Here is a 22,618-nt window from a genome sequence, read left to right as displayed (position 1 = left end):
CGCTCGGACTGCCAAGACGGCCGGTGGCGATGCGTCATTGCCCATCGCGATGGCCCGCGGCCGCATACCGGACCGGACGGTCGTGAAGGTGCCGCCACGTCTGGTTGTTCATCCAGACATTGGTTCCAGCCGCTCCCTGACTCAGCAGCAAGTCGTCGGCGCCATTGCCGTCCAGATCGACCGTCAGCAGGAGATCCGCGCTCATCGTGTCGACGCGGCTCCAGACCCCGTCATTCATCCACAACCAGAGGCCGTCGCCGCCCAGATCGAAGGCGAGGTCGAGCCGTCCATTGCCGTCAAAATCGCCGGCCGCCATGTGCTTCGGCGGGCCGGGGTGCAGACGCTCCCATCGCTGATCGCGGGAAATCCAGACGCCATCGGCGCCGCGATTCGCGACCAGATTGCCCAGACCATCGCCGTCGATATCGGCAATGAGCAGGCCCTGGGTCGCGGCCGAGTGCAGTTTGACCCACACGGTTCCGTTCAACTGATGCAGCAGGGCCCAGAGACCCGCCGGACCCAAATCGGCCACCAGGTCCGCCTGCTGATCGCCGTCGAGGTCGCCGAGCGCCAGGTTGGTCGGGGGCACGCCGCCCGGCGGCGCCGGGATGACTTCCCAGCCGGTGTTGGGCTTGCGCACCGCAAGACCACCCGCGCCGAAGTCGGCAAGCACCTCGGCGCGTCCATCGCCGTCAAGATCGCCACTCAGCAGTTGGCGGGCCGGGCGTGGTTCGAATGCGTCCTCGGCACCCTGGTTCAGTCGACGTTGCAGCCCCGCGGGACCGCGGTCGACGACCAGATCCGCAACGCTGTCACCATCGAAGTCGCCGAGCACCAGGCCGTCCGACGCAGTCTCGGACAGTTGGCTCCATTGGGTGTCGTTGAGCCACTGCCAGAGGCCCGCGGAGCCGAAATCCAGCACCAGATCCGCCCGCCGCGCGTCGGCGGACATCAGGGTCGAAGCAGACCACAGCGGCGTTTCAGCCGCGGGGACCGGCGCCACCTCCGCCCCCACAGGCGGCGGGGCCAGTGTCGCCGTCAGCGTATAGCTGAAACGGGTGCCTGCCGCCGCGGTGGGCGCCGGCGGCAGGGCATCGCGGAAGGCCACGTAGGCCACCACGTTATCCTCACCCTCGTAGGTCGTGCCATGGGTATAGAGATTGATCGAAAAGGGTTGATCGGACTGGAGTTCGTCGAACCAGAAGCTGGCGCGCCGCGCATATCCGGCAATGGCGTAGGCGCCATAGTGCGCCGGCGCGCGATCACGTTGCATCAACCCGAAACAGGGTGCAGCGTCGAAACGGCGAAACTGATCCGGCGATTCATGGTGCGCCGGTACCAGGCCCTCGATGCCCAGGGCGCCCTGACCGCACACCAGGAACTGATCCGCGTCATGAGCTTCATCCGCCGGATCGGCGGGGGTCGCCGCCTCGCCCTTCCAGAACATGCTGCTGATGGCCAGCGGGCTCACCCTGGCCGCGGGAGCAACCGCGACGCCCGGGCGCGGATAGAACTTGAGACTCACCTGCATCCGGCTGGCTAAGCCGGGGGTCACCAGAGCCTGGACGCAGCCGTTGAACGGAGCACTCTCGATCACGCCGAACAGGGCCAGGCGGGCATCCGGCAGGGCCTTGACATAGATCCGGGTGAGGCGCGGCTTGACCTCCTCGCCCCCGACATCGAAGGCCGCCAGACGCAGACTCGAACCAAAGACCGACGTGAGCCCGCTCAGCCGGCCATAGGCATTACCCCCGAGATACATGACCTGCGGCCACCGTTTGGACTCCGCCAGCCGCCGCCCGATTTCCAGAGCCGTCAGCACCCCGGCGGCCGCCGGCACCGGCGTCGGCAGCGGCGGCTCGATCACCGGTGAGGAATAGTCGAAATCGTCCGCACGGTACGGCCGACTGCGATAGGCGGCACCCACCGCTGGTGTGTACCACAGTTCCAGCGGGAACCGCTCGACACCGCCCCGCGGACGTGACCGCACCCAGAGGGTGCCGTCGTCGAACAGCGGCTGCCGCGCGGTGATCTTCAAATACTCCTCATACACCAACCCCAGGCCCCCCTTGTTCCCGTCGCCCGGTGCGTCGAAGGCCGGCAGATCGACCGAGACGGGCGTCTGATAGGCCTCCTGCGCCAACGCGAAGGCGCTGCGGCAGACCGCGGCGAAATCATCGTCCAACGCCGCCTCCGGCGCGGCGTGCGGGACCCGGGCAAACAACGCAAGACCGCAGACCAGCCAGACGGCGCTATGACCAGGGGACATCTCAGCAACCTCCTAAACAACGCTCGATTGCCCCGACCAGCAGTTGCGGGTCGTGACGCAGTTGATCCGGCGTCGCCACGTCGGCGATCACCACCCTGATCCCGTCCGGTTCCGGTACCGGTACCGGCCGGGACTCGGGCCACAGCAGCGTATCGAACACCTGGGCACCCAGGACCTCCCGGGTCCAGCGCAGCAGTTGCGCCGGATCGAGCAGACCCACCGGGCCGCACTCCGGGTGCAGGTTGCCGATCAGGACGCGCTGCGCCGGCGAGGCGGCAACAGCCGCCCGAAAGTCGGGCAACAACAGGGCGGGGAGAATGCTGGTCATGAAACTCCCCGGCCCGAACAGGATCAAATCCGCACCCAGCACCGCCTGCAACGCCTCCGGGGTGGCGGCGACCACGGGGTCGAGCCAAACCCCCGTCGGGACCTCGGTCATGGCGTCCAGGTGCAACTCACCGCGAACCGGCCGGCCGTCGGCATAGCGGGCCGCCAGATGGGACCCGGTCTCGCACATCGGAACGAGCCGCAGTTCGACCTCCAGCAATTCGCGGATCAGGTCGATGGCAAGCAGCGGACGCGGCGAGAGCTGATCCAGGGCCAGCATGATGAGGTTGCCCAGGCTGTGTCCGGACAGTTCACCGGCATCGACGAAGCGGTACTCCAGGAGCAGGCTCCCGAGGGTCTGTTGATCCACCACCTGATTGAGACAGTTGCGGATATCCCCCCAGGCGATCCCGCCCGCCTGTTCGCGAATCCAACCGGTCGAACCGCCGTTGTCGGTGGTGGCCACGACGCCGGTAAGCCGCGGCCCGAGGAAGCTCAGGGCGCGCAGGGTACGCCCCAATCCCGTCCCCCCGCCGACGGCGACCACGCCGCGCAATGCCGCGAGGTGCGCCGTCACAGGTCACTCCACATGCGCAGCAGGTTGGCATAGGAACGGTCCACATAACCGGTAGTCGCGGTGCCGGGAGCCGCGCGCAGCAGATCCTCCCGCGCCAGGTTGAGTTCGTAGAGCAGTTCGCGGCGCGCCGGGTCCCGCACATAACTCTGCACCCAGGTCAGGGCCACCAGCCGCTCACCGCGTGTGACTTCCGCCACCCGGTGCAGGCTGGACGACGGATAGACGACCGCATCGCCCGCGGGGAGCTTGACCTGACGGTCACCGAAGGGGGTGCGGATCACCAGTTCACCGCCGTCGTAGGCATCCGGCGGGTTGAGGAAGCAGGTCAGCGAGACATCGGTGCGAAACCGCGGCCCCTGGGTGCCCATGATCGCATCATCCACGTGGTCACCGTAGCGCATCCCCGATGTATAGCGGGCGAAGATCGGATCGGCTACCCGATGGGGCAGGCAGGCGAAGCGGAAGGTCTCATGGTGGCCGAGACTGGCCATGAGAATGCGAATCAGGCGCTGCATCCGCTCCGGTTCGGGGCGCAGCTCCAGATTGTGCTTGACCCGACCGGCGGCAAACCCGGCGGTGAGCCGGCCGTCGACGAACTCGGCGCCTTCCAGAGTGGCGTGGATCTTGGCGAGTTGGGCCGCATTCAGCAGCCCGGGGATGGTCAGGAGCATAAGTCAGGTCCCGAAGAGCGATGAGCCGCAAATGAACGCCGAAGCAGCGCGACCTATCGCGACCCATCGGCGGTAGAATCGACGCCAAGCCAACTACCCGCGCAGTGACCGGATGATTCTCAAAGCCATCATCGACGATCAAGTCTACGAACTCAACGTACCCGATGCGCTGCTCGCCGCGGCCGGGCCTTTTTTTGCGCAACTGGACCGCGACATGGACCAGGGCCGGCAGATGAGCCGGGAGTGGGTCGGCGCACCCGATCGCGTGCAGCGGTGCCAGATCGTTGCGGACAAGCTCCTGACCGCGCTGGAGCAGGAAAACGACAAACTCGGCCGGCTCATGGCCGGGTACATCCTCTCCCGCCTGCCCGGGGTGGAGTCGGTCGAATTGGACATCCATGGCGAGATCCAGAACAACCGCTTCAACCTGGCCGACCACCAGCCGGCGGCCGCGGCGCCGACCCCGGTCCGGACGGCGAGCGCTCCGCGCGGCGGCCTGAGCAAGCTCGCGGCCATGGAGCAGGCCGGCAATGATGTCACCAAGGTCTTCAAGGTCGGTAAGGGCTGGCGCTTCTCCGTCTTCGACCACGAAAGCCAGACCTGGCAGGACGCCCCGCTCGCCGCCAGCGAGGCCGAGGCCGCCAGGCTCCGTCAAGAGGCATTCAAGACGCGCTACGAGGCGCTGCAACGCGGACGCGTGGACTGACACCATGGACGCGGCACTGCACTTGGGATGGCAAGGCTGGTTCAGCCTCGGGTTGGTCGCCTGCTGTTTTGCGCTCTTCATCGGCACGCGCGCGGCACCGGATTTGGTGACCGCCGCCGCCCTGACGCTGTTGCTGGTGACCGGCATCCTCACGGCCGACGAGGCGCTGATCGGGTTCTCAAACGAGGGGATGCTCACCGTCGGCGTCCTCTACGTGGTGGTCTCCGGTCTCACCGAGACGGGTGCGGTCAACTGGATCGGCCAGGGATTGCTCGGCCGACCCAAGGGCGAGACCCACGCCCGACTGCGGGTCATGGCGCCGGTGGCAGTCTTGAGTGCCTTTCTCAATAACACGCCGGTCGTTGCCATCTTCATCCCCGCCGTCCAGGACTGGGCCAAACGCAATCGGCTGGAGCTGTCGCGACTCCTGATTCCGCTGTCCTACGCCACCATCGCCGGCGGTCTCTGCACCCTGATCGGTACCAGCACCAATCTGGTCGTGAATTCGCTGTATGCACAACGGGTGGGCGGCGAAGGCTTGAGCCTGTTCGAGCCCGCGTGGATCGGCGTACCGGTCACCATCGCCGTCTTCATCTATCTGCTCACCGTCGGTCACTGGCTGTTGCCGCGCCGCCGTCCGGCCGCCGACAGCTATGAAGACGTGCGCCAGTACACCGCGGAGATGCTGGTCGAACCCGGCAGTCCGCTGGTGGGCAAGAGTGTCGAGGCCGCCGGACTGCGCCAGTTGCCGGGGCTCTTCCTGGCGGAGATCGAGCGTGGCGACCTGGTGCTGCCCGCGGTCTCGGCGGAGGAGATCCTGCACGCCGATGACCGGCTGGTGTTCGTCGGCATCGTCGACTCGGTGATGGATTTGCAGCTTACCCGCGGTCTGATTCCGGCCACGGATCAGGTCTTCAAGCTCGATACCCCCAGACCCGGGCGCGGTTTCGTGGAGGCCGTGCTCTCCGACAAATGCCCACTGGTCGGCTATACCGTACGCGCCGGCCGGTTCCGCAATCGCTATGACGCGGTGATCATCGCCCTGGCCCGCAACGGCGCGCGGATCGACCGCAAGATCGGCGATATCGAACTCGCCGCCGGCGACACCCTGCTGTTGGAAACCCGGCCGGACTTCGTGGAACAGCAGAAGAACTCACGCGATTTCCTGCTGGTCAGCCGCATCGGCGACTCGCACCCGGTCGACCATCGGCGCGCCCCGCTGGCCATCGGTATCGCCGCGGCCATGGTGGCCGTGGTCACCATCGGCTGGTTCAGTATGCTGGAAGCCTCCCTGCTGGCGGCCGGGCTCATGATCATCACCGGCTGTACCGACGGCCGTATCGCCCGTCGGGCGCCGGATTGGCAGGTACTGATCGTCATCGCCACCTCCTTCGGCATCGGCGCCGCCCTGGAGAAAACCGGCGCCGCCAGCCTGGTGGCGGGCGGGCTGGTCGGGCTCGCCGCCAAGGATCCCTGGACCAGCCTGGCCCTGATCTATGTGACCACCTCGCTCCTGACCTCCTTTGCGACCAACAACGTGGCCGCCGTCCTGATGTTCCCGATCGCCCTGCAGACCGCGGCCGGGATGGGGGTCTCACCCTTACCCTTCATGTTGACCATCATGGTCGCCGCCTCGGCCGACTTCGCCACCCCGATCGGCTATCAGACCAATCTCATGGTCTTCAACGTCGGCGGCTACCGCTTCCTGGATTTCACTCGGGTGGGTGCGCCACTGACCCTGCTGGTGGGTACGGTGACGGTGCTGCTGGTGCCATTGGTCTGGAAGTTCTGAGGTTGACGACACCGGCTAGGTGATGCCCGCCAAGCTGTCCGGCAGCCGCGGATCAAGCAGGATCGCCTCCTGTTCGAGCCACCGGCCGCGGCGCCGCAGCAGTGCAAGTAGTCCGGCACCCCGGTCGGACTCAGTTCCGGGCCAACCCTGTCCCGGTCCGAGCGGCAACGCGTGCGTGTCCAGATAGTCGCTCCACCAATCCGGCAGAAATAAGCGCGGACGGCGCAGTTCGCCGCCGAGCGCCGCGAAGATCGCGAGCCCTTCGGGATCAAGATCGCCGAAATGCCACCAGGAGACCTCCGCCGGCAGCAGGCCGATCAGGTGCCGGGCGAGCCGACAGTTCCAACCCGGTTGATGGACCACCAGGGCCTGGGACGGCGCCGGCAGATCCAGGTAGGCACCCAGATTCTCGACCGTCATCACCCATCGGGGAAGGGTACCGCACAGGGAGAGACCATCGCACAGGGCGCGCTGGGGGATAACCAACTCACCAAGCGGGCGTACCCAATCGTCGCAGTCACGTACTTCCCCGTCGGCGAAGCGCAGCGCCAGCCCCCGATTCGGGCGCAGCCGCAGCAGGTCGTCATCGGTGAGCACCAGAGTCGGCGGCGGCAGCGCATCCGGTGTACCCGCCTTGGAATGAGCCCCGAAGCGGGCCATCCAGGTCTTGCGATGCAATCGCGGCGGAAGCGCGGCCAGGGGTACTCCGCACCGGCGCAACTGACGCAGCCCGGCCGCGTCGCAGGGAAGGCCCGCGGCTGCCAAAGCGGCCAGATCGCGTTGCCAGTCGGGCCAGCCTTCGGCCAGTCGGACCGCCACGGCCGCCCGCTTGGCCGGACGAAGCAGAAACAGATCCCGACGCGAACCTTGACCAACCCATCCGGCCTCGCGCAACCAGTCCACCAGGGTTGCATTGGCGGCATTGCGCCGGATCTCGCCGAACTCGAGCAGTGTGACCAAGGTCCATTGCAGATCCGGGTCCTGCCAGCTGAGCGCGCTCATGGATCGAGGTCACGCATCCGCCGGCCGCGCACGATGACTTCCTCCGCACCTGTACTGTCGGTGCGCCGAACCAGGCGGTAAATATGTCCGCGGCGGCCACGATCGGCTGCGGGCGCGGCGGCGAGCAGTTGAACCTGCATCTGTTCGCATAGCTCGGTCAGCGTGTCGAGCGATTCGGGGCTCAGCCGGTTGGCCTCGTCGAGAAACAGGAAGCGCAATGCCTGCCCGCCCTTGCGCCCCTTGAGCAGCGCCGCCTGCTGCTCCCAGGCATCAAGGATGACCACCAATACGGCGGCACCCACACCGATCGACTCTCCGGTGGAGAGTGCTCCGGCGCGGGCCTCCATCCAGGCGTCGCGGCCGAGGCGCTGCACCTGTACGCCAATGCGGATGTATTGGCGATAGTCGAGCAGATGCTCGCCCTGAATCTGACCGCCGCCTAGGTGTTGGTAGACGGCAGCGAGTGCATCCTCCAGCGGGGCGTCTTGCTCGAACAGGTCGGGTTGAGTGCGCATGGCGTCGAGCAGCTTCAGCATCATGGGCTGTCGCTCCAGATGGATGCGCACCCCCCTGATGGACCCGAAGCGCACGCGCGCAAGCCCCCGATTGAGGCCGTGGATCCGCGCCTCCTCCCGACGGATCTTGACCTGGATGCTGTTGGCGATTTCTTCGGTGCTGTGCCGTAGCGACTGCTCCTGGTCCAGCAGTCGCTCGCGCAACAGCGTGAGGTGCTGGCCAATCTGCTCCAGCGCGACCTGGGGGTCGTCCGATTGAGCGATGTCGCGCGGTATGCTTTGCTCCAGAAACCCGCGCACGAGACCCCAAGCACGCAGATCGCGAAGTCCAGCCGTACCTTCGGCGGATGCGGCACCCGGACCCCGCGCGAGCTGCTGTGCCAGATCCATCCCGCCGTCGGCGTTCTTCACGGCTTCTCCCAACTGGCCGCGGCGCTCGCTGGCCAGCCCCATGACATTGGGCGGACCCAAAGCCTGATAGCTCTCGGCTACGCGTACGAGGCGGTCCAACACGCCGAGCCGGGCGGCCTCGCGCCGCAAACCGATCCAGTTACGCCAATTGGGGCGCAGTTCTATCAGAGTCTTGCGCCAGGCGTCACGAGTCCTTGCCTGCTCCTTGTCGGCCTGATCGACACAGTTTGCAGCGACTGCTACATCCGCATGGAGCTGACGGTCCTCGCGATCCGCCTGCGCCAGCTCGGCCGCCGCGTCGGCGCGCAGCCGCTCGGCCGCCGCCAGACCCTCGGCCGAACCATCCTCGCCGGTCTCAGCGAGTTGGTTCGCTCGTTCGTCCCAGCTTGCAGCCGTGGCCTTGAGCGCGGCGTCTGCGCTGTTGTGCGCCGCGCGCGCCCGCTCCAGAGACTGTTCCGCCTGGTCCTTCGTTTTTTCGAGAACGGCGACCCGCTGCCGGAGCGCATCGAGCATCTCGCGCAATTCCCCTAGTGCACCATCCTGCTCCCTGAGCAGCGGCTCCTGGTCGGCATAGGCGAAATGGAGTCGGCGCTCGGCAAGGTCCTTGAGCAGGTGTCTCGCCTTGGACCAATAGTCGAGTATCTGCCGAGCGGCGGTCTGTCGCCGATGCAGATTCTCCAGGTAGGCGCAATCGGGCGGGGCTTGCTGCAACTCCAGAAAGCCCTCGCGCAGGGTCTTGATGTCGGCTTGCGACCGCTCCAGCAGCGCCCGCGCCGCCTGGACCGCCTCGCGCTCCCGGCGTAGCACCAGGAGAATGGTCGACCAGTCTTCCTCGTCGAGCAGACCGGCATCGGGGAGGCAGCGCTCCAAAGCCACGCCGATCTCCTCGGCCAGGGTCCGTTCGAGCTTCAGTGCCGCCAGGGCGGCCTCGTCGCGCTGCAATTGTTGGCCGCGCTCGCCTGCAATCCGGCGCTGATTGCGCAGTTCCATCTCCGGGGACGGCAGCATGAGCCAGCGCACCTCGGCGGCTAGCCGCCCGACTAGCTGGAGATGACCGCGTAAGCGCACGCGCTTGCCACGCAGCCCGTCGCGCTCCGCCTCGCACACCTGGACTGCCGTACGTAAGCGGGCGATCTCCTGATCGCGCGCCACCCGGCCCACCACCGGATGGTGCGGCTGCCGACTCAGACGCCAGACAGTTCCCATCTGCACCAATTCACTGTCACCCAGGGTCTGCCCCGGCGGGGGGCCGGCCAGCTCCCCGGCTGGGACCAGCCACAGATGCTCTGGGCGCCGCTCCACCCCGACCGCGGTCGCTGCGGCTGCGGCGATGTCGTAGACCAGCACGGCCGAATGCAGGGGACCGAGGCGCGCCTCGATCATGGCCGCCTCCGCGGCCGGTACGGCATCGAAGCGCTCAGCCACCAATTGGCCGTCGAGCCGGTCGGCTAGACTGGCCAACGACTCGTCGAGCCGTCCGCCGCCAAACTCCAGTTGTTCCGCTTCTTCAACGAACTGCTTACGCTGCTCGTCCAGTTCTCTCAGCCGACTGCCGAGCGCGTCGTCCTGCCGCACCAACTCGACCCGAAGGAGTTCCAAAGTCTCTGACCCATCGATCAGCCACTCGTCTAGAGCCCGCAGTTCATCGGCCAGGGTCTGGACCCCGCGCCAAGTCTCCAGGTCCCGCTCCAGGGTCTCGGTGCGCTGGCCAGCCAGGTCGCGCACGCGGCGATGCTCCGCGCAACGCGCGCTCAGATCGCCCAACTCGACGCCCAATGCACGGCTGCGCCGGGCCTGCAGCGCATGCGCCTCGCGCACCTGATTGGCGCGATCCAGTGGGCCACACCTGGGCACCAGATGCTGAAGTTGCCGACGCAGGTCGGCTTGGGTGCGTGCCCGCACCTCGGCCTGTTGGATGCGCTCCGGCAGATCCTGGGCACGGGCCACGCGCTCCTCCAGGTCCCGCAGTTCCGCATCCACTTGACACGCGGTGGCCGCGGCTTCGTGCTCAGCCACTGCATGCCCCGCCTGACGGACCAGGACGGCGAGTAACGTATCAAACCGCTGGCGGCGGGTTTCAGCACCGTCCAACGATTGCTGCGTGCTCGACACCGCCGTCAGGGCGGTCTGCCACTGGTCCTCGCACTCAACGAGCACGCCGTCCAGCCGGTCGGGATCCAACTCCCGGTCGGGCAGCGCGGCGCGGGCGTCGTTCAGACTGGTCAAGGCGGCGTGGTACTGCCCCACTTTGGAGGCGATGGCCGCGAACGCGTCCTGGGCGTTGGCCAGGTTGCCCGTCAGCACGTCGCGCTCCTGTTGTTCGTGCCGATGGCGCTCACGGGCGTTTGCCACCGCAGATTGGGCGGCCTCACAGGCGTGCTCGGTCAACGCCAGGGCTTGCTCCTGCGCCACGCGACGGGGCTTCAGGTTGTCCAACTCGGTGCGTAGACGGCGCGCCCGTTGGCAGCGCTCCAACAGCTCGGCGGTCTCTCGGTCCGCCGCCTGCAGGGGCACCAAGGTGCGCTGAATCTCCGCCTGACGACGGATCAGCCGCTCATGCTCCAACGCTGCCTCCCTGAGCAGCAGGCGACAGTGCCGATGGCCTGCACGGGCCTCAGCGGCGCTCACCCGACGGGTTTCGGCGAACAGCCGGGTACCGTGGAAAGCGGCCTCCACCATACCCCACCCGAACCGAAAGACCTCGGCGATCAGCCGATAGCGTGCGTCGGCCTCGGCAATACGCCGACGGGTGATGCGACAGGCGTCCAGGTTTTCGCGCATGCGCACGACATGGTTGCGCAGACGTTCGTCTTCGTTGAGCAGATAGTCGCGCAAGCCCTTTTGCAGTGCCCCGGAGAAGCCGCCGTACATGCTGGTATGCAGCATCTGGTGGAAACGCTGGCGGTCTTGCGACTGCTCCATACGCATGGGCAGGATGCCTAATTCGTGCAGATGTCCGCAGTAACGTCCGGCGGTCTCGTAGAGGCGCATGCTCGCGCCGGTTTGGGCGAACGCCTCGCGCAGTTCAACTAGATCAGGAATACGCTCGTTGTCCCCGTCTCGCAGCAGCACCAAGGCCTCCAAGTCCTGGTCCACCGACAGACCCTCAACCACGAAGCGCTTGAATTCGATATGCGGCGAGGCGCCACGCAGCAGGCAGACCCCGGCTACGACGCGGGCACCGTCGCCGGTGCGCAGATCGAGCAGACTGTAGCTTGGCCCCTTGTCACCCAGACGGCCGTAGATGCCCCGATCACCGTCACCGCTACCCTCACCCTCGCCGATATTGCGGAAACTCAGCCGTTGCGGATCCGGTAACAGCGCGACAAAGGCGGCAATCATGACCGTGGTCTTGCCGGCCCCGTTCTCGCCTTCCAGTGCGGTAACCGCTTCGTGCAGCTCGAAGGGCTGAAAAAACAACCCTTTCCAGTTGAGCAACAGCAGCCGGCTGATCCGTGCCCTAACGCTCATCCGGGTCCTCGCCGTCGTCGGGGAGCACGGCGACGGCGGGGTCATCCGGGGCCTCGGAGGCATCCCGCGCGGGATCGCCGAATTCCACCTCTCCTTCCAATACCAATCGCTCCAACGCCTCCCTCGGATCGGCGGAACCGCGGACCGCGGCGACGAAGCGCATCAGTGGCCGCCGGGGCAACAATTCGGCCGTATCGCGCCGCTGGCGCACGAAACCCAGTGCCTCCAGCCCGTTGAGGGCCTTGTCCACCGCTTCGCGGATACGGCGGTCGTCCGCGTGGTGTTCACGGGCGCGGCTGCGCGGGGCCAGTTGCGCCGCCAGGCGCTCACGCCCGAGCAGATGTTCCAGGGTTTCCAGGACCTTGGTACGCGGAATCCACCCAGTCTGGCTCAGCCAGACCGGGTCCATGTGCATCAAGGCCAGCACTTGACCAACCAGCATCTCAGCCAAGCTCAGCCGGCGGTGTCCGAGCAATTCGCCCTCCGAGCGCAGATACCAATAACCTTCAGGGGCTTGAATCAAACGGCACTGATAGCCGGCGTAAAAGCCTTGCAACCAGTCCGCCGCGTAGAGCAAGAACTCGTAATCGGCGATGTCGTCGCTGTCCACATGAAAGCCGCAGCGCAGGCGATGGTCAATGCAGGGAAACAGCGGGTCTGAGATTACGGACTCAAGACTGTGATAACGATCGTCATCCATCGCGCTGTGCTTCCCTGGCGGTCCGCTCGACGACCAGATTCTGCACCTCCAGACGGCGGCCGAGCGGTATCCATTGCCAACCCTGGGGCGGCAGCGGCTCCCCCTGCGCCAACATCCATCTAACCAACGCACCCGCCATCAGAAACAGCTCCTCGTCCGAATGGCTGGGAAGCCGTTCGTGCAACAGATCCCACAGGTCGAGGCGGCCAGTCTGGTTCATCTGTGCATGCAGGGCAGCAAAGACCCGCTCCAGCGGATCGGTTTCGGCTAACGCGTCAACGAGCCTATCGTCGCGCTCAGTCCGCCGACGAACCACGGCCTTGGTGTCCAGACCGGACTCCGGCTCCCGCAGGTGGCGATAGGGGGTCTGGGCGGCGCAACGCAGATGCCAGGGTAACTCGGTGTAGCTTTTGAGCCCATCACGCAAGCGCGCCCGCAGGGCCCGATCGCGGTCGACCCGGACGATCGTGCGAATAAACTCATGCACGTTCTGATAGTAGGCTGACCACGACTGAAATCGGCTGTCACCCCAGGCGGCGACCCGCTCGATCTGGGTACGGACATAGCTGACGGCATCCAGCGCAGCGTCCTGATCGGCATCGTCGGCAGCCTCGAAAATCTCGTTGAGCAAATTCGCGACCCCCTCAGTCTCGGACATCAGGGTATGGTTCAGCTCCTGCAGGGTCACACCGGTGTTCTGCAACAGCGTCTCGCAACGCGCAATGGCCTCGAACCACTGGGCCTCCAACAACTGGCCGATCTGCTCGCGGATCTCTTGCTGCTGGACATCCATCCCCCGCTGGCGACGGTCGATCATCTCAACGAGTCCGGCGACCGTGAGCTTCAGTGGGCTCACCACCCGGGCGCGCCAATGGGTCTCGTCCCCGCCCAGAAGCGCGGCCTGACGGACCCCGGCGAGGTCCCCACGGATACGCGTGAGCATCACTTCCAGCCCCTCGCGATCAAGGCCCTCTTGCGCTCCAAACCATTCAGCCAGGGTCTTGCCCAAGGGGCTCAAAGTAAACTCGCCCGCCGTCGAAACACCACCGAAATCGGACCGGACGAGCAGGTACTGTGCGCACAGTGCGTCGATCGCATAAGTGGCGCGCTGCGCGACCGCCCCGGTCTCGCCTTGCACGATGTCGTTGAGCAGTCCGAAGATATCGCGCAACTGCTCCTCGGTGAGAACGGGGTCCGGATTCAGTTCCAGGAAGGCATGGATGCCGCTCAAATAAGCGAGCCGCTCCCGGTCGAGCTGGAGCGACCTATCGGCGGCCCAGGTGCGGGCGATCCGATCAGCGACGTCTCTTGGACCGTCGTCTTGCGCCACCAACTGCCCCCTGCCCGCCGTTAGCGAATGTTCGCGAGTATACGCCACTCGCGCGCGGGTGCTCGGACCATACCGCGCCGCGTCAGCACAGTGGACACCGGTACTTCGTCCTGTCCACCCACTCGCAAGTTGCTACACGAAACGCTCTTACGCGGGAAAAAAAGGTTGCATCGACCCGCCAACCGCTGAAAGATCCGCCCATCCTGACGTAACCCTAAGCGGACGGAGGGCCCATTGTGGACACCCCGCGCCGACCTCAAGGCCAAGCAGACCGCCGCCGACACGCGACCCGGTTACCCCTGGGCCCGGGGCTCCCGTGGCCCCGATTCACCGGGCGGACCTTTTCAGACCTCTATGCCCTCCCCGGCCCGGCCCTGCATCTGCCGCGCTATCCGCTCTACACCCCGGATGAGCCGCGCCGCGGCGATTTCGACTACTTCTTTCTGCGCGGACCGCGCTATGCCAGTTGCCAGGCCGCGCGCTTCATGCTGCTGGGCGGGGAGTTTCTGACCCTGGCCGACGCTGCCGGGGTGGACCTGACCACGGACCTTTCCGACTATTGGAACGGCTATTTCAGGGAGCATTTCCTGGGTCAGTTCGGCCCCGTCATCCGCTATGCCGGAGCGACCGGCTACCGGCAGCGCGCGGCCGAATTCCCCCGCCACCGCATCGTCTCCCCCCACCCGTTCGACAGCGCCCATCTCCCGGCCGAGCGCTATTATCTCGCCGATCCCCACCTCGTGGTGCGGCTCAACGACAAAGGCCGCATCGCGGAACTGACCCCGCACGTGCTGCGCCACGAGACCCTGGACGCCCAGGCCTTCGCCGACGGCCAGTGGCGTGAGCGCTGGGAACTGCCGTTCGTACTCAAGCTGACCGAACCCAGCGGCGGCGGCGACGGAGTGGTGCTGTGTCGGCGCGAGACCCAGGTCCGCGAGGCACAACACCGCTTGCGCGGCCGTCCGGTGAAAGTCGAGCCCTTGATCGAGTCCATCCGCCACAACTACAACGTCCAGTTACAGGTGACCCGGCGCGGGCACATTCGCTATATCGGCGGCTCGGTACAGCGGGTGGCGGCCGGGCGCTACGCGGGGAACCTCATCGATCTGGCCTGGCTGCCCCCAGCGCCGGTCGCGCGGATCTGCGATCAGGTGGCGCGGGCCGCCGCGGCACTGGGCTGGTATGGCGTCTGCGGCCTGGACCTGCTCGAGGATGGAGCCGGCGCGGTCTGGTTCATCGACCCCAATTTCCGTCTCAACGGTTCCACGCCCTTCTTCCTGCTCGGCGACTATCTGGCGACCCGCCATCGCCGGCCGCAACTCACGACCGGCTATTTCTGCTTTCCCGGCACCCCCACCGAACTGCTCGATCACTTCCGGCAGGAGATCCATCGCCGCGAGCTGATCCCGGTCGGGGCCTGTTATGATCCACGCGCGGACGGCATCACGCGCCTCTACGCCGCGGTCGCCAGTGACGGGGACCCGCAAACCCATGCCGGCCTCCTGGCATCCTTCGAATCGAAGCACTTGGTTGCAGGTATCGCGTTGTGAGTCAGCCCTTCGCTGTCCATCCATTCGAGTACACCCCAGGCAGGATCCCCGTGCTCCTGGAGTTACCGCACGGCGGCCACCTGACACCGGATGAGGTCAAGTCCTACCTGCACCCCAAGTTCACCCCCGGGGACCGCCGCGAAGACTCCGACGAGTTCTCCGACGAGATCTATCTGGACCTGCCCGCCGCCCCGCACATTCTGCGCTTTCTGATCTGGCGGGCGCATGCCGATCCCAACCGGACCTGCGACGATCTGGACGCCGACGGGGCGGTGAAGACCCTCACCAGTCAGGGCATCAAGATTTATCAGTCGGATCGCGGCCTGCCCAAGCAAGTCCGCCAGCAGGTGATCGACCGCTACATCCGCCCGCATCGGCAGCGGCTGGCCGAACTGCTGCTGAGCCCGGTGATCGAAAAAGTCGTCTTTTGCCACACCATGCCGGGGATCGGCACCGGCAGCTCGGCGGATCGCGGGGAACTGCGGCCGCTGTTCATGTTCGGCAATGCCGGCGACGAGAAGGGGCATCCGCCCAATGACTGTTTCGCCGCGCGCGAACTCCTGCTGACGCTGGCCGAGATCGTGGAGACCAGCATCGGCGACCTGGACGTCGACTTCAACTTCTGTGACGTGCTGCGTTTCAATCACCCCTACACCGGGATCAACTCGCTGAGCCGCTTCGACCCCCAGGATCTGCGCGGCAAACACCCTTTCACGATCGAGATCAACCGCGACCTGCTGCTGCACAACCCCGACAATATCGAACCCACCCGCACCATCGTCAATCGCATCATGCTGGCCCTCGCCGACTGGGGCAACGCGGGCGACCGACCGACCGAGCCGAACCATGCCAGACCCCCGCAACGCGACCGTGCCGACGACACCGCCGACGCGCGCTGACACCGCGCAGTCGCCGCGAACCGCGACCGACCCGCAGCCGCGGCGTCCCGCCGCGCAGAAACGGACCAAACACCGCCACGCGCCCTGGCGGCCGAAGTCGCGCGTCCCGCGGCTGAATCAACCACCACCCGGAACCCCCGCGGGGATCGAGTATCACGAACTGATCCAGACCCCGGCCAGCAGGCGCGGCCGGGTGATCTGCACCGACTACTCCCAGGATCAATGGGAAATCCAGGAGGTCGAGGACATGGCCGCCTTCCTGGCGCTCCATCGCCCGGAGTGGTCTGAGGTGCGGTGGATCCATGTCGAGGGAATCGAGGATCAGAACACCATCCGCGCCCTGGCGGAAAAGTATCAATTGCACCCGTTGGCGATCGAAGACGCGCTCGACGGGCAGCAGCGCCCCAAGACGGAGGACTATCCGGGCAGCGGGGACCTGCCCGGACGGCTGTTCGTGGCAGCACGGCGCGTCCTGATCCAGGACGGCGTGCTCCACGCCGAACAGGCGAGCTTCTTCCTCGGGCGCCATACCCTGCTGAGTTTTCAGGTCAGCCCCTGTCAGGCGATCGATCAGGTGCGTCATCGCATCGAAAGCCCGCGCTCACGGTTGCGCCAGAACGACGCGAGCTTCCTGCTCTATGCCTTGCTGGACACCATTGTCGACTGCTTCTACCCGGTCCTGGAAGACGCCTCAGGGCAATTGGAGGAACTGGAGGAAAACGTCCTCGACCACCCGGGGCCCCACACCCTGCAAGCGATCCACCAGATCAAGCGCGGACTGGTCCTGATCCGGCGGGTCGCCTGGCCCATGCGCGAGTTGATCGCCGCGCTCCAGCGGGAGCGGCACGAGTGCCTGTCGGACGCCGCCCAGACCTACTTCCGCGATGTCTACGACCACTGTGTGCAGGTCATCGACCTGCTCGAGACCTACCGCGAGATCGCCTCCGAGCTCGCCGATACCTACGTGTCCATGACCTCGTACCGAACCAACCAGATCATGAAGGTCCTGACGATCATCGGCACCATCTTCATGCCGCTGACCTTCCTGGTCGGAATCTACGGGATGAACATGTATATCCCCGAGAACGAATGGCCTTACAGCTACGCCGTGTTCTGGGTCGTCGCCATCACCATCGCCGGGGTGATGTTGTGGCGCTTCAGGCGCGGCGGCTGGCTCTGAACACCGTGTCGGGCCGGCAGCCCCATGCCGCGGGGACAGGATCAAAAATTAGCACTTGCTAAATTAGAGAATGATTATATAATGATGACTACTTAGAGCGTCAACCCACCTGTCCTGTTAGGAGCTGTTCCATGGGTATTCTCGGTATACTTGCCTCTGTTGCCTTGCTGATCGGCGGCGTTCAGACCACGATGGTGCTGAGTGAAGGCGACCGTCTTGTCGCGGAAGAGACTAAGACCCCGGTGGTCGAGGTCCAGGCCATTCAGACGGATGCGACTCACCAATCCGGCGAGTTCGGACTCTGACCGCCAGCCGGCCATGCAGGCCCGCCAGGCCCCGATGCCCACGGCACCGGGGCCTTGTTTTTTGGATCGTCAGTTTCCCCCGCGTTCTTGAGCGATGACCGGAAAATTGGAGTCCGGAAGGCTATGCTTAGCGCCTCAGCGCTCAACGTGAGCGCCGAATTGCAGGCGAGCCACGATGTCCACTCCCGACGATACCATCCGTTTCAGCGTCTCACTGCCGCGGCCACTCCTTGATGAGCTGGATCGCCGGGTCGTCAGCAAGGGCTACGCCTCCCGCTCCGAACTGGTACGCGACCTGATCCGCGAACGTCTGGTGGAGGAAACCTGGGAGCGCGGTGACGCGGAGGTGGCCGGCGTCCTGACCATCGTCTACGATCATCACCAGCGCGAGTTGACCCAGCACATCCTGGACATTCAGCACCGGCAATTCGTTCATGTGGTCGCGACCACGCATGTGCACCTGGACCACCACAATTGCCTTGAAACCATCATCATCCGTGGGCAGCCCGCGGAAATCGAGCGGATCAGCCTGGAGATCGGCGGTCTCAAAGGGGTGCGCTTCTCAGACCTGACCCGTGCCTCCCGTCTGGGGCACTGACACCGACGCGCGGCCCTGACTTCATCGGCATCACAGCCCTACCTGAATTAAGGGTAATATGGGCGACCCGTGCGCCCCCTGACGTGCGATCACTGCTTCGTTGCTCTTGTCCGGCGCAAGCCACCGCGATTTATGTCCAACACCAACTTTACCAATGTTTTCGGCGCCCGCATCGCGCTCGGGCTGTTCGTTGTCGGACTGCTGTATCTGAGCTATCAGGTCCTGAACCTGTTCCTGATTTCCGTGGCCTGGGCGGTCATCCTGGTCTATGTGACCTGGCCCATCTACGGTCGACTGCGCCACTTGCTCGGCCGCAAGGTCAACACCAGTGCCCTGCTGATGACCCTGTTCCTGACGCTCACCTTCGGCCTGCCGCTGCTCTCGATGGTCAACATGCTGCGGGCGGAAGTGCCGACGGCCTATAACCGCGCGGTCGAGATACTCCTGAGCGGACCCGATGCGGTGCCCCCCGCCATCGCCCGGTTACCCTGGCTGGGCAACGAGGTGCAACGGGTCATGGCGCTCTCTGCCGAGGACCCGGCCGCCCTGCGTCAACAGGTGGTTCAGTGGGTGAATCCATGGGTGGATCAGTCGCTCAAAATTCTTGGCGACATTGGGTTCAGCGCTTTCAAATTCGCCTTTGCGCTGCTCACCGCCTTCTTCTTTTACCGCGACGGTGAGTCACTGCTGGAGCAAGTCAGACGACTCCTGTACGGACTGATCGGTGCCCGCGCCAACGCCTATCTCTTCGCCATCGGCGGCACCATTCGGGCGGTCCTGTACGGCCTGGTGCTGACCGCGCTCGCTCAGGGCGCTCTGGCCGGACTGGGGTATTGGGCGGCGGGAGTGAAGGCACCGGTCCTGCTCGGCATGGTGACCGTCATCCTGGCGCTGATTCCTTTCGGGACACCCCTGGTCTGGGGGACGGTGAGCGTGTGGCTCGCAGCGAGCGGCGACACCTGGGCCGGCATTGGTTTAGCCATTTGGGGCGCCCTGGTGGTGAGCCAGATCGACAATCTGCTGCGCCCCTTCGTGATCAGCAGCGCCACCAGCATCCCCTACATCCTGGTGCTGTTTGCCGTCTTGGGCGGCATCGCCGCATTCGGCCTGTTGGGACTCTTCCTGGGACCCATCGTCATCGCCGTGCTGTTGGCGGTGTGGCGGGAATGGATCGACGAGCAGGTACCCAGGAGCCAACTCACGTTCCTCGGCGGACCAGGCATGGCGCCGGCGGATGGCGCCGAGCGCGCCGACACCCAGGCCCAGACGGAGACCCCGCCCGCGCGGGACTGATGCGCGCAGATAAAGCGGTCAGGAACGGTTCACGAATAAATTGAACAAGTCCATTGGGGGATGCTAAGTCAAGCCAACGCCTGACCATAGACCTCTCGTTCCACCCCGAACAACCGGAAATAATTTTCGCTGGTGGCTTGTGCCAGTTCCTCCAGCGGCAGCCCGCGCAGCGCGGCGATACAGGCGGCCACCTGCGGAACATAGCGGGGCTCGTTGGACTTGCCGCGATACGGGACCGGCGCCAGATAGGGCGAATCGGTCTCGATCAGCAGGCGGTCCAGGGGGACTTGGGCAGCGACCTCACGCAATGACGCGGCCATCTTGAAGGTCACGATGCCGGAGAAGGAGACATAGAAACCCAGGTCCAGGCCCTGTTTGGCCATGGCCCAGTCTTCAGTGAAGCAATGCAGGACCCCGCCGACCCGCTCCGCGCCCTCCTCCCGCAGAATGCGGATGGTGTCCTCCCTGGCTTCACGGGTGTGAATGATCAGGGGTTTGGTACAGGCCCGTGCCGCCGCGATGTGGGTGCGAAAGCGTGCGCGCTGCCACTCCACATCCCCTTCACTACGGAAATAGTCGAGGCCGGTTTCGCCGATCGCGACATTGCGCGGGTCCGCCGCCAGACGCACCAAATCCTCGAGCGTCGGCTCCGGATCGGTCGCCGACCCCTCGTTCGGGTGCACCCCGACCGACACTGCCACCTGCGGATAAGGATCGATCATGGCGCGCATGGCAGGGTAACGCGGCAGATCGATGGAGACACACAGCACATGGGTCACGCCTGCCGCGGCAGTCGCCGCCATCAATCGGCCAAAATCGCCCTGGTAAGGACTCAGATCCACCCGATCGAGGTGGCAGTGAGAATCAACAAACATCACTTCTCCACTAAACCGTGTCCTACATGGTATGCGTCGGCCGCTCGGAACTCAGCGCGCCGACCAGATATTCCTCGATCTTGCGTCTGGCCACCCCCTTGTCCTGCTCGCTGAACTGCACCCCAACCCCGACCGCGCGGTTGCCCTCGGCACCGGGCGGAGTCACCCAGATCACCTTACCGGCAACCGGGATGCGATCGGGCTCTTCCATCAGTTGCAGCAGCAGAAAGATTTCGTCGCCGAGCTGGTAACGCTTGGTCGTGGGGATGAAGAGCCCGCCATTGCGGATGAAGGGCATGAACGAGGCGTAGAGCGCGGTCTTGTCCTTGATCGCGAAGCTCAGGATGCGCTGCTGGCCTCCGAGTGAGCCGGCCGGATTCACTGGGGTACTCATCGCACACACTCCTTAAGTTAAGACGAGACTGTCGGCGGACAGCGCCGTAGCCCTCAATGCTGACTGACACGACCCCAATCGATCAGCAAGGACTCCAATTGCATCAGCGGATTGAGGTTGGACTCCAACTGCCCCCTGGCCTCGAATACCCGCCGCAACAGGCGATGACCGAGCTGTGGATCGACGCGCCTGGCCAGTTCACCCAGCCTGGCGCGCAACCCCGGATCGGCGAGACGCGGCGGCCGCGCGGACACTGCCAACCGCAACAGGTCACAAAGGCAAACCGCGAGACACTCCAATGATAGCCGTGTGCCCACCCCGTTCCAAGCCGCCGCCTCAGTCACCGGGTCCAACTCACGGCGGCTGATGCCGATCAGACTGCGGACCAGGGTTTCCCATTGGTCCAGCGTCGCCTGATCCAGCTCATCCAGCGCACGCAAGGGCGCACCCGCGGCCAGCCGCAGACGCATGGCCGCCGTGTCGCCCAGCCGCGGGGTCAGCCAGGCAAGTGCCTGAGCTTCCGGTGGGATCGCGACCCCAAGCAATTGACAGCGGCTGCGGATCGTCGCCGGAAGCCGACCAGGCCGTGCGGCGATCAGACACAATAGGGTATCGCCGGCCGGCTCCTCCAGGGTTTTGAGCAGCGCATTGGCGGCGGCTGGGTTCATCCGGTCGGCCGGATCGATCAACACCAGTTTACGCGTCCCCCGCAGCGGTGTCAGTGCCGCGCGTTCGCTCAAGTCGCGAATTGCATCAATCGTGATCTCACCGGACTTGGACTCGGGGTCCGGCACCACGCACACCAGGTCCGGGTGATTGCCGGCCGCATTCAGCCGGCAGTCCGGACAACGCCCGCACGGCAGGCCCTGGGGGTCAGGGGCCGTACAGAGCAGGGCGCGCATGAACAGGTCAGCGAACCGGCGCTTACCCAGACCCCGCGCACCGGCGATCAGCAGGGCGTGGGGCAGCCGATCCGCCGACCGCGCCTGCATCAGACGCGCCCAGAGCGGAACCAGCCAGGGCAGCAGTTCGCTGTCGCCGGCGTCGGCGGATCCGATTGCAGAGTCGGTCATGGTTGTCCGGCGCTCATGCATCGAGCACGGGCGCGATGAGCCGCGTGATCTCGGCCGTCACCTCGAGCAAAGGGCGGGTTGCATCCAGTACCCGATAGCGTTCGGGGCAGCCCAGGGCGCGCTCCAGATACACCGCCCGCGCGGCCTCGAAGAAGGTCAGACGTTCCGACTCGAAACGATCCGGTGCACCCCGCCCGCGCGCCCGTGCCAGGCCGACTGCCGGAGGCAGATCGAACACCAGCGTCAGATCCGGCCGCAAATCCCCTTGTACCAGGTCTTCGAGCACCCCGATGCGTGCCGGCGCGACGCCCCGGCCACCGCCCTGATAGGCATAGGTGGCGTCGGTGAAGCGGTCACAGAGCACCCAGTGACCCGCATCCAAGGCCGGTGCGATGACTTTCGCCAGATGCTCGGCGCGCGCGGCGAACACCAGGAGCAGTTCCGCAATCCCATCCATCCCGGCATTGTCCCGATCCAGGAGCAGTGTTCGGATGCGCTCCGCGACCGGAGAGCCGCCCGGTTCCCGCGTCGTGATCACACCGCGGCCGCGCGCGCGCAGCCAGTCGGCCAGGGGGCCGATCTGGCAGGATTTTCCGGCCCCCTCGATCCCCTCGAATGTAATGAAGCGACCCCTCATCATCCGCGATTCCACGCGGCAGCTATGGAAGGCGCAGCCCTGA

19 protein-coding genes are annotated in these 22,618 nt (G+C 65.7%); 8 read left to right on the top strand and 11 right to left on the bottom strand.

What is annotated here, in order from left to right:
- Positions 1–34: 34 nt before the first annotated feature.
- From A39O_RS0122565 to A39O_RS0122555, 3 genes are read right to left on the bottom strand one after another with little or no spacing between them, the layout of a single operon-like run.
- Positions 35–2,269, bottom strand: coding sequence for a glucan biosynthesis protein (locus A39O_RS0122565; protein ID WP_020506939.1), 2,235 nt, complete (start codon positions 2,267–2,269; stop codon positions 35–37).
- Between the two features lies 1 nt (position 2,270).
- The gene (locus tag A39O_RS0122560) at positions 2,271–3,173 is read right to left on the bottom strand and encodes a gluconeogenesis factor YvcK family protein (protein WP_020506938.1); all 903 of its coding nucleotides are present in this window, start codon (positions 3,171–3,173) and stop codon (positions 2,271–2,273) included.
- Positions 3,170–3,844 carry a Fe2+-dependent dioxygenase gene (locus tag A39O_RS0122555; protein WP_020506937.1) on the bottom strand — a complete coding sequence of 225 codons (675 nt, stop codon included), beginning with the start codon at positions 3,842–3,844 and terminating at the stop codon, positions 3,170–3,172. The genes A39O_RS0122560 and A39O_RS0122555 overlap by 4 nt, the downstream gene beginning before the upstream one ends.
- 112 nt (positions 3,845–3,956) lie before the next feature.
- On the opposite strand from A39O_RS0122555, the gene A39O_RS0122550 reads away from it, so the two are divergent.
- Both A39O_RS0122550 and A39O_RS0122545 read left to right on the top strand, forming a co-directional pair.
- Entirely contained in the window at positions 3,957–4,550 is a 594-nt protein-coding gene (locus A39O_RS0122550) for a hypothetical protein (protein ID WP_020506936.1), read from the top strand.
- Between the two features lie 4 nt (positions 4,551–4,554).
- On the top strand, positions 4,555–6,342 hold the full coding sequence (locus A39O_RS0122545; protein WP_020506935.1) for an SLC13 family permease: 1,788 nt from the start codon (positions 4,555–4,557) through the stop codon (positions 6,340–6,342).
- Between the two features lie 15 nt (positions 6,343–6,357).
- On the opposite strand, the gene A39O_RS0122540 is transcribed toward A39O_RS0122545, so the two are convergent.
- Genes A39O_RS0122540 through A39O_RS34665 form a run of 4 tightly spaced genes read right to left on the bottom strand, consistent with a single transcriptional unit; the run spans position 6,358 to position 13,771 of the window.
- Positions 6,358–7,344, bottom strand: coding sequence for a Wadjet anti-phage system protein JetD domain-containing protein (locus A39O_RS0122540; protein ID WP_020506934.1), 987 nt, complete (start codon positions 7,342–7,344; stop codon positions 6,358–6,360).
- Positions 7,341–11,741, bottom strand: a complete 4,401-nt coding sequence (gene mukB, locus A39O_RS0122535) for a chromosome partition protein MukB (protein WP_157640342.1) — start codon at positions 11,739–11,741, stop codon at positions 7,341–7,343. The genes A39O_RS0122540 and mukB overlap by 4 nt, the downstream gene beginning before the upstream one ends.
- A complete protein-coding gene (locus tag A39O_RS0122530; protein WP_020506932.1) occupies positions 11,731–12,441 on the bottom strand; it encodes a chromosome partition protein MukE in 711 nt (236 codons plus the stop codon). Before A39O_RS0122530 ends, mukB begins: the two co-directional genes overlap by 11 nt.
- Complete coding sequence (locus A39O_RS34665; RefSeq protein WP_169338478.1) at positions 12,434–13,771, bottom strand: hypothetical protein; 1,338 nt, start codon at positions 13,769–13,771, stop codon at positions 12,434–12,436. Before A39O_RS34665 ends, A39O_RS0122530 begins: the two co-directional genes overlap by 8 nt.
- 236 nt (positions 13,772–14,007) lie before the next feature.
- Here A39O_RS34665 and A39O_RS0122520 point away from each other — a divergent pair, with 236 nt between their 5' ends.
- The 6 genes from A39O_RS0122520 to A39O_RS0122495 all read left to right on the top strand — a co-directional run bounded on the left by A39O_RS0122520 (position 14,008) and on the right by A39O_RS0122495 (position 19,596).
- Positions 14,008–15,321 (top strand): hypothetical protein, encoded by a 1,314-nt coding sequence (locus A39O_RS0122520; protein ID WP_020506930.1) that lies wholly within the window; start codon positions 14,008–14,010, stop codon positions 15,319–15,321.
- 50 nt (positions 15,322–15,371) lie between these two features.
- Positions 15,372–16,220: an N-formylglutamate amidohydrolase gene (locus A39O_RS0122515; RefSeq protein WP_020506929.1), complete on the top strand. Its 849-nt coding sequence runs from the start codon at positions 15,372–15,374 to the stop codon at positions 16,218–16,220.
- Entirely contained in the window at positions 16,168–17,400 is a 1,233-nt protein-coding gene (gene corA / locus A39O_RS0122510; protein WP_020506928.1) for a magnesium/cobalt transporter CorA, read from the top strand. The genes A39O_RS0122515 and corA overlap by 53 nt, the downstream gene beginning before the upstream one ends.
- A gap of 131 nt (positions 17,401–17,531) precedes the next feature.
- Positions 17,532–17,705 (top strand): hypothetical protein, encoded by a 174-nt coding sequence (locus A39O_RS41845; protein WP_169338477.1) that lies wholly within the window; start codon positions 17,532–17,534, stop codon positions 17,703–17,705.
- Between the two features lie 175 nt (positions 17,706–17,880).
- Entirely contained in the window at positions 17,881–18,303 is a 423-nt protein-coding gene (gene nikR, locus A39O_RS0122500; protein WP_020506926.1) for a nickel-responsive transcriptional regulator NikR, read from the top strand.
- Positions 18,304–18,435: 132 nt separating this feature from the next.
- On the top strand, positions 18,436–19,596 hold the full coding sequence (locus A39O_RS0122495; RefSeq protein WP_020506925.1) for an AI-2E family transporter: 1,161 nt from the start codon (positions 18,436–18,438) through the stop codon (positions 19,594–19,596).
- 68 nt (positions 19,597–19,664) lie between these two features.
- Here the strand turns inward: A39O_RS0122495 and A39O_RS0122490 are convergent, their stop codons facing one another.
- The 4 genes from A39O_RS0122490 to tmk are packed head-to-tail and all read right to left on the bottom strand — an operon-like array spanning position 19,665 to position 22,578.
- Positions 19,665–20,471, bottom strand: coding sequence for a TatD family hydrolase (locus tag A39O_RS0122490; RefSeq protein WP_026199656.1), 807 nt, complete (start codon positions 20,469–20,471; stop codon positions 19,665–19,667).
- Positions 20,472–20,493: 22 nt separating this feature from the next.
- Positions 20,494–20,865 (bottom strand): PilZ domain-containing protein, encoded by a 372-nt coding sequence (locus A39O_RS0122485; RefSeq protein ID WP_026199655.1) that lies wholly within the window; start codon positions 20,863–20,865, stop codon positions 20,494–20,496.
- Positions 20,866–20,918: 53 nt separating this feature from the next.
- Positions 20,919–21,938 carry a DNA polymerase III subunit delta' gene (gene holB, locus A39O_RS0122480; protein ID WP_157640339.1) on the bottom strand — a complete coding sequence of 340 codons (1,020 nt, stop codon included), beginning with the start codon at positions 21,936–21,938 and terminating at the stop codon, positions 20,919–20,921.
- A gap of 13 nt (positions 21,939–21,951) precedes the next feature.
- Entirely contained in the window at positions 21,952–22,578 is a 627-nt protein-coding gene (gene tmk / locus A39O_RS0122475) for a dTMP kinase (protein WP_020506921.1), read from the bottom strand.
- Positions 22,579–22,618: the final 40 nt, after the last annotated feature.

The organism is Lamprocystis purpurea DSM 4197, from assembly GCF_000379525.1.
GTDB lineage: Bacteria > Pseudomonadota > Gammaproteobacteria > Chromatiales > Chromatiaceae > Thiodictyon > Thiodictyon purpureum.
Note: the sequence above shows the minus strand (reverse complement) of the source record. Positions and strands in the feature narration are given on the sequence as shown.